This is a genomic window from Alloalcanivorax venustensis ISO4 (assembly GCF_015356855.1).
Taxonomy (GTDB): Bacteria; Pseudomonadota; Gammaproteobacteria; order Pseudomonadales; family Alcanivoracaceae; genus Alloalcanivorax; species Alloalcanivorax venustensis.
Genome location: NZ_ARXR01000063.1, coordinates 1 through 5,695, shown reverse-complemented (window position 1 = coordinate 5,695; position 5,695 = coordinate 1). Strand labels below are relative to the sequence as shown.

The following is a 5,695-nucleotide window of genomic DNA, read 5'->3' as shown; positions in this document are numbered from 1 at the left end:
TTACGTTCAAACTTTTCCTTTGCCACGACTCTCTACCTCTCAACTTGGTTGTGCATCCCCGTCTGAACGGCGCGTCTGCCTGGAAAAACACAATACGGACCGCAATATCGCGGGCCACCCGGGCACCACCAAGACACATGAAGCCGGACCCGGGTTCTACCCGGGCCCGGAAATTGGAGCTCATGACCGGATTTGAACCGGTGACCTCACCCTTACCAAGGGTGTGCTCTACCTACTGAGCTACATGAGCGTAAACTTCATATTGCCTTGTCAGGCATCCAAATTGTCACCGCAGTCTGGAGCGGGCAGCGGGAATCGAACCCGCATCATCAGCTTGGAAGGCTGAGGTTCTACCGTTGAACTATGCCCGCGAACCTTCCTATGCCTGCCAGCCTGTCGGCTTAAATCTGGTGGAGGGGGGAGGATTCGAACCTCCGAAGCTTTCGCGTCAGATTTACAGTCTGATCCCTTTGGCCACTCGGGAACCCCTCCAGAAAAGGGCCTACATTCTCTTTACGCCCCAACCCCTTGTCAACATCTTTTCAGGGATTTTCAAGCTCTTAGCGAGCGTAAAGTGGAGCTGGCGAGAGGAGTCGAACCCCCGACCGGCTGATTACAAATCAGCTGCTCTACCAACTGAGCTACGCCAGCAGCATAAGGGCTGCGCATTCTATAGAAAGCCCATCGGGGGTGCAATGATTGCCGCGGCGATTATCCGTTTTGTGGTGCCGGGGTCCGGCAGGCCACCCGATCGCGGCTCACCGCCGGGTTGCCGACCAGAAAATCCTCCAGCGCCGCGGCGCCATCCGCCCGTTCCGGCATGTACAGCCAGTATTCGGTCACCGGTCGCGAGGTCTCGCGCACAAAGGCCGGATACCCGGCATTATGCATTTTTACGCGCAACCCTTCGGCGGACTCCTCACTGGTGAAATACCCCAGGGAAATGGCGTTGGCGTCCTCCCCGGCCTTGACGATAAAGCTGTCCACGCCCCGGGACTGCAGTTCGCTGAGCACTTCCAGGGCCCGCTCGCGGCTGTCGTAGGGGGGCAGGTAAACCCAGTTGAGGTGGTCTTTCTGAACCGTCACCGCGCGGATCGTTGCCGCCAACCCGGCCGCTTCCAACTGCACGCGGGCGCGCTCCGCCTCACCGCGGGCCGACCAGGGCCCGACCACCGGGCACAACCCCGGGCGCGCCGGTGCGTCCGGGCGCAGCGCCCGGTCCGGCTGCGGCGCTTCGCTCAGCAGCCGCAGGGCGGGGGCGTCGGGAGACTCACCGGCGTCGGCGCGCTCAATAACGGCCGACGATCCGCCACCCCAAACGGCGTCGGATACCAGCTGCCAGCCCAGGTAGACCAGGTTCACCACCAGAAGGCTGTAAAAGACCCATCGCACCGACTGTCGCCCCCAAGCTTTATTATTGACGTGCCGCCACCCGCTCCAGGCCGTCCAGCACCAGGTCGGGCAAATGCATGAATTCAAAGGAAAAGGCGGAACTGAGCTCGTCCGCGTCGCCGCCGGTCACCAATACCTTGCAAGTATCCGGAAGGCGTTCACGCAGTTCAACCACCACATCCGTGACGAACGCCACAGACATGCGCAGCAGGCCGTTATGGACGCACTCACCGGTGGAGCGCCCCAGCGTCAGGCGGGGGCGGGCCTGGTCCACGTGGACGTCGGCGGTGTCGCGCAGCAGCGCACTGCGCAGCATCCCCAGCCCCGGCACGATATAACCGCCCAGAAAACGGCCCTCGCCATCAATCGCGTCGATGGTCAGGGCGCTGCCGCAATCGATAATGATGCCGGCACCGAAGCGTTGCCAGCACTCCACCAGGGCGACCCAGCGGTCCACGCCCAGCCGGCGCGGCTCCGGGTAGCAGTTGCTGACCCCGAAGTCCTCCTGCCGGGAGTAGTAGAACCGCGGGGGCACCCCGGTACGCGCCTCGATCAAGGCGCCGATGCGTTCATCCGCTTCCGCGCCGGCCACCGACGCCACCCAGATCTGTTCGAATCCGGCAGCGCCGGCGTCCAGCGGCGCCTGCAGGGCCCGGGGCCAGTCCCGGCCGTGGGCGGCGCCGCCCTGCACGGTCCCGTCCGCCCCACGGCGGCGCCATTTCAAGGCGGTGTTACCCACATCCACGAACAACTTCATTGTAATCTCAAGCTCACTTCGCCGCCGTGCATGTAATGGATCTCTCCGTCTATTTCCACCCGCAAAGCGCCGTCCTCGGACACGCCCCGGGCCACCCCGGTGCGCTGACCGGCTCCAGTATGAATCACCACCGGCCGGTCCCGGCAGACGTCCATTTGATCGAAGGCCGCCGTGAACGGCGCGAAGCCGTCCACCGCGAACCGGTCGAGCATGGTGAGCAGCTCGCCGGCCACGGCGGTGGCCAGCCGCGTGCGGTCCGGCGGCGCCGCGCTGGCGCGGCGCAGGTCCGTCCAGTCCTGGTCGATGGCCTCGGCCTGGTGGTCGCTCATGGCCACGTTGATGCCGACGCCCACCACCACTTGGACCTGCCCCTCCATCTCGCCGGCCAGCTCAATCAGAACGCCGCCCAGCTTGGCGCCGTCCACCAGCAGGTCGTTGGGCCACTTCAGGCCCAGCCCCAGCTCCGGCACGGTGTCCGCCAGGGCCCGACTCACCGCCACCCCGGCGGCGAGACTCAACCCGCCCAGCGACGAGAAGCCCCCGGACAACTGGTACAGCACGCTCAAGTAGAGGTTGGCGCCGAACGGCGATTGCCACTGCCGGCCGCGCCGGCCGCGTCCGGCGCTCTGGTACTCCGTGGTCACCACCACTGGCCCGCCGGCGTCCGCCGCCAGGGCCATGGCGTCGGCGTTGGTGGACTGCGTCACGGGTTGAAAGTGGAGCTCGGCGCGGCCGCGCAGGGCCTCCTCGAGGTCCGCCGGGTCGAGCGGATCCAGCGCCCTGGTAAGGCGGTAGCCCTTGCCGCGCACCGACTCCACGGACAGGCCGTAGGCCTCGGCGGCGCGCTGCAGACGTTTCCAGATGGCGGCGCGGGAGACACCGAGCGCCTCGCCGAGGTCACCCCCGGAGTGGAAGCGGCCGTCGGCGAGCAACCGGATCAGATGCAGGTCCGGATCGGAATCCTTCAACGATTACTGCTCCCAGATCACACCACGGGACGCCGCCCAGGTGGGCAGATCCGCGTCGTAGTATTTCTCGATCTCGTTGCGCTTGAGCTTGAGGGTCGGCGTAATCAAGCCGTTCTCCACGGTCCAGGGGGTCTTGCAGACCACCAGGGCGTTGAGGCGCTCGTGGGCGTCGATCTGGCTGTTCACTTTCTCAAGCAAGGCGTTCAGTGACTGGGTGAAGTGCTCTTTCTCAGTGCCCTTGCTGAGCTTTTCCTGCTCCTCGGGGGTGAGGTTGAGCAGCGCGATCGGCTGCGCCATGTTGGCGCCGATGACACAGGCGAGCTCCACGCCGGGCTGGCTGGCGAGCCGGTTTTCGATCGGCGCCGGCGCCACGTACTTGCCCTTCTCGGTCTTGAAGATCTCCTTGATCCGGCCGGTAATGCGAAGACGGCCGCGGCCGTCGATCTCGCCCACGTCGCCGGTCTTCAGCCAGCCGTCCTCGGTCAGCACCTCGGCGGTCAGGTCGGCCTGCTTGTAGTAGCCGCTCATGTTGGCCACGCTGCGCACTTCCACCTCGCCGGCCTCGCCGATGCGGCATTCAACGCCGTCGTTGGGGGTGCCGACCCAGCCGATCTGCTGGTCACCCTGCTCGGTGGTGTGCGACCAGCCGAAGTTTTCCGTCATGCCGTACACTTCCAGGATTTCCAGATCCATCTTGTTGAACCAGGAAATGATGTCCGTGGACAGCGGCGCGGCACCGGACAGCGCCACGCGGCATTCGTCCAGGCCCATGGCGCCGAGCACCTTCTTCTTGATCACCTTGTTGAGCAGCGGAATCTTGAGCAGCGTATTGAGCTTCTTGGGCGGCAGCGCCTCGGAGGCTTTCTGGTAAAACTTGGACCAGATACGCGGCACCGCGAAGAACAGGGTGGGCTTGGCGCGCTTGATGTCCTCGCCGAAGGTGTCCAGCGACTCGGCGAAGTAGACGGTGTTGCCCACGTACAGCAGCGCCATTTCCACGGCGGCCCGCTCCGCCACGTGGGAAAGCGGCAGGTAGGAAATCATCCGGTCCGAAGGTTCCAGGTTGTAGACCTGGATCACCTTGGCGCCCACCGCGGACATGCTCTTGTACTGGTGCATAACCCCTTTGGGCACCCCGGTGGTGCCGGAGGTATAGATGATGGTGGCGAGGTCGTCCGGCCCCGGGGACGCGGCTTCGGCGAGCGGCTCCTGCTTGGCGACGATGTCGGTCCATACCGGCACCTTGCCGCGCACTTCGTCCGGCGCCAGCGAGAACGCCACCTGTTTGACGCCCTCGGGCACGCCGTCCTTCATCATGTCCCAGTCATCCAGCTTGCCCACGAACAGCAGCTTGGACTCGCTGTGCTCGAGAATAAGCCGCACGGAATCCGCCAACAGGGTCGGGTACAGCGGCACGCTGACGCCGCCGGCGACCCAGATCGCCAGGTCGGCGATGATCCACTCGGCGCAGTTTTTGGAGACCAGCGCCACGCGGTCGCCGGCCTGAATGCCTTCGGCCTTGAGATAGGCGGCCATGCGGTAGGCCTCGTCGGCCACCTCGTTCCAGGTATAGCGGCGCACCTGGTCGCCACCCAGCGGCTGGACCATGGCAACACTGTCGCCTTGCTGACGGCGGCGGTCTTCCAGCGCCTGGACGGGGGTCTTCATGGCGGCATTATTGTCATTCGTCATAGCGATCACCTTTTCCCAAACCAAAAACACGAGTTAATACGGCGGGCACCGGCGCGGCGCCGCGGCCGCTGTTTTATTTAACGATCATTTCCGGGGCCACCGGATAGGCCCGGAACACCGGCCCCATGAACACCGCGACCCCGAGACCCCAGGCCGCGTTCAGCATAAAGCCGCCAACCCAGGTGGTGGCGCTGACCGGAATGCCTTTCATGGGGAATACCAGAAGCATGGCGACGACGGTGGGCGCGATGGCGCCGAACAGAACGGCCACCGACCAGTAGAGGTGGGCCGGCTTAAAACGGATCAGCCACCATAACGGCAGACCCCAGACGCCGCCCCAGAACGCCAGCGACAACACGGCGGGCACGCCCAACGGCGCGGACGGCGCCCAGTTATAAGGAGAAACCGGCACCACCGCTGCGGCATGGAGCAGCGCCAGCAGGCCTTGATGGAACACCAGGGTAGCCAGAAAACCGGCCACAAAGGCCTTCACCCACTGCATAGAGCCTCCAATCACCGACGTAACTTACTGAGCATAGAGATACATGGGCATGGGATAAAGGGTGGTGAGGGAAAATCGGGGGTTTTGGGGTGGCCCTGGGGAAGAAAGGTGTTTGGGGAGTGGGGCTTGTGGGAGCGGGCCTTGCCCGCGAAAGGCCGGCTCTGCCGGCCGGCAGGATTCCAGAGGGGTGTGGAGTGGGGATGACCTACTGACCTACTTAGGTCGCTTTGCCGGTAGCGGAGGCTTGGCGTGGGCTGACCTACTTTAGGTCGCGAGCTTGCTCGCGATCGCTTCGCGACGCCTTTGGCGCCTGCTCCCCGTTCCTTTGGAACAGGGTCGCTCACATGGGCCTTGTAGGGAGAGGAGTTCATCGTATCTTAAATA

5 protein-coding genes and 4 tRNA genes are annotated in these 5,695 nt (G+C 64.5%); all 9 read right to left on the bottom strand.

Annotation, left to right across the window (positions count from 1 at the left end; all coding sequences use genetic code 11):
• Positions 1-174: 174 nt before the first annotated feature.
• Positions 175-250: transfer RNA gene (locus ISO4_RS16650), tRNA-Thr, on the bottom strand.
• Positions 251-297: 47 nt separating this feature from the next.
• Positions 298-371, bottom strand: a tRNA-Gly gene (locus ISO4_RS16645).
• Positions 372-408: 37 nt separating this feature from the next.
• Positions 409-492: transfer RNA gene (locus ISO4_RS16640), tRNA-Tyr, on the bottom strand.
• A gap of 83 nt (positions 493-575) precedes the next feature.
• Positions 576-651 (bottom strand) — tRNA-Thr (locus ISO4_RS16635).
• A 60-nt stretch (positions 652-711) separates the two neighbouring features.
• Positions 712-1,392 carry an SPOR domain-containing protein gene (locus ISO4_RS16630; RefSeq protein WP_194856957.1) on the bottom strand — a complete coding sequence of 227 codons (681 nt, stop codon included), beginning with the start codon at positions 1,390-1,392 and terminating at the stop codon, positions 712-714.
• Positions 1,393-1,414: 22 nt separating this feature from the next.
• A complete protein-coding gene (locus ISO4_RS16625; protein ID WP_194856956.1) occupies positions 1,415-2,149 on the bottom strand; it encodes a type III pantothenate kinase in 735 nt (244 codons plus the stop codon).
• Positions 2,146-3,117, bottom strand: coding sequence for a biotin--[acetyl-CoA-carboxylase] ligase (locus tag ISO4_RS16620; protein WP_194856955.1), 972 nt, complete (start codon positions 3,115-3,117; stop codon positions 2,146-2,148). The genes ISO4_RS16625 and ISO4_RS16620 overlap by 4 nt, the downstream gene beginning before the upstream one ends.
• Positions 3,118-3,120: 3 nt before the next feature.
• Positions 3,121-4,809, bottom strand: a complete 1,689-nt coding sequence (locus tag ISO4_RS16615) for an AMP-binding protein (RefSeq protein ID WP_194856954.1) — start codon at positions 4,807-4,809, stop codon at positions 3,121-3,123.
• 73 nt (positions 4,810-4,882) lie between these two features.
• Positions 4,883-5,311 carry a hypothetical protein gene (locus ISO4_RS16610; protein ID WP_194856953.1) on the bottom strand — a complete coding sequence of 143 codons (429 nt, stop codon included), beginning with the start codon at positions 5,309-5,311 and terminating at the stop codon, positions 4,883-4,885.
• Positions 5,312-5,695 lie beyond the last annotated feature (384 nt).

Coding starts and splice junctions, on each gene's coding strand:
- ISO4_RS16615 (WP_194856954.1), bottom strand. CDS start 4,809: ATGACGAATGACAATAATGCCGCCATGAAGACCCCCGTCCAGGCGCTG.
- ISO4_RS16610 (WP_194856953.1), bottom strand. CDS start 5,311: ATGCAGTGGGTGAAGGCCTTTGTGGCCGGTTTTCTGGCTACCCTGGTG.
- ISO4_RS16625 (WP_194856956.1), bottom strand. CDS start 2,149: ATGAAGTTGTTCGTGGATGTGGGTAACACCGCCTTGAAATGGCGCCGC.